General features: G+C 36.9%; 1 protein-coding gene. It reads left to right on the top strand.

Annotation, left to right across the window (positions count from 1 at the left end):
• On the top strand, window positions 1–426 hold a 426-nt coding region (locus KH893_RS12430), incomplete at both ends, for an alpha-amylase family glycosyl hydrolase (protein WP_281166353.1).

Below are 426 nucleotides of genomic sequence, written 5' to 3'. Positions count from 1 at the left end.
GAATAAAGAAGTCCTTTCTCATTACGATATTATGACTGTTGGCGAAATGCCAGATTCGTCTCCCAAAGATGCCATTAAATATACCGGATTAGATAGTAACGAACTCAATATGGTTTTTCAATTTCAACATGTTTCATTGAGTCCTAATCCCGATCAACGTCTTGGTAAATGGAATAATGTTCCAGTTAAATTAACCGAACTAAAAAAAGCGTTGAATAGGTGGCAAAAAGAATTGGACGGTAAAGGTTGGAATAGTCTTTACTGGAACAATCATGACCAGCCACGTGCAGTGTCTCGTTTTGGAAATGATGATGATGAATATCGTATTATATCAGCCAAAATGTTAGGTACTACTCTTCACTTAATGCAAGGAACGCCATATATATACGAAGGCGAAGAAATTGGTATGACAAACGCGCATTATAC

It is taken from the genome of Liquorilactobacillus sicerae (genome assembly GCF_029916425.1).
GTDB lineage: Bacteria > Bacillota > Bacilli > Lactobacillales > Lactobacillaceae > Liquorilactobacillus > Liquorilactobacillus sicerae.
The sequence above is the reverse complement of the archived record's forward strand: the minus strand, read 5'-3'. Positions and strand labels throughout refer to the sequence as shown.